The sequence below is a fragment of the Bacillus pretiosus genome (assembly GCF_051294775.1).
GTDB lineage: Bacteria > Bacillota > Bacilli > Bacillales > Bacillaceae_G > Bacillus_A > Bacillus_A wiedmannii.
The window spans coordinates 1-279 of the sequence record NZ_JBPPHF010000656.1; the positions used below are offsets into that span (position 1 = coordinate 1).

Annotated in this window: 1 protein-coding gene; it reads right to left on the reverse strand. The window is 39.4% G+C overall.

The genetic code is table 11. The features are described from left to right. A partial coding sequence (locus tag ACSG5Z_RS32565; RefSeq protein ID WP_435713005.1) for an ACP S-malonyltransferase occupies positions 1-279 on the reverse strand: 279 nt, incomplete at both ends.

Consider the following 279-nt stretch of genomic DNA (forward strand, 5'->3'; position numbering starts at 1 on the left):
TCTTGAATATGTGCACCACTTGTAATAACGTCTGCTGTTACATTTGCAATAACAGGAATATTCGTATCTTGAATTGTATTTTCTTTTAAGACACTTTGGAACTTCTCCGCTGCTGGCTTCATAAGCGAAGAGTGGAACGGTCCACTTACCTTAAGCGGAATTGCTCTCTTTGCACCATTTTCTTTCGCTCGTTGAGAAGCAATCTCAACTCCTTGCTTTGTTCCAGAAATCACAATTTGCTTCGTACTATTCATATTAGCGATTTGCACTGCATATCCT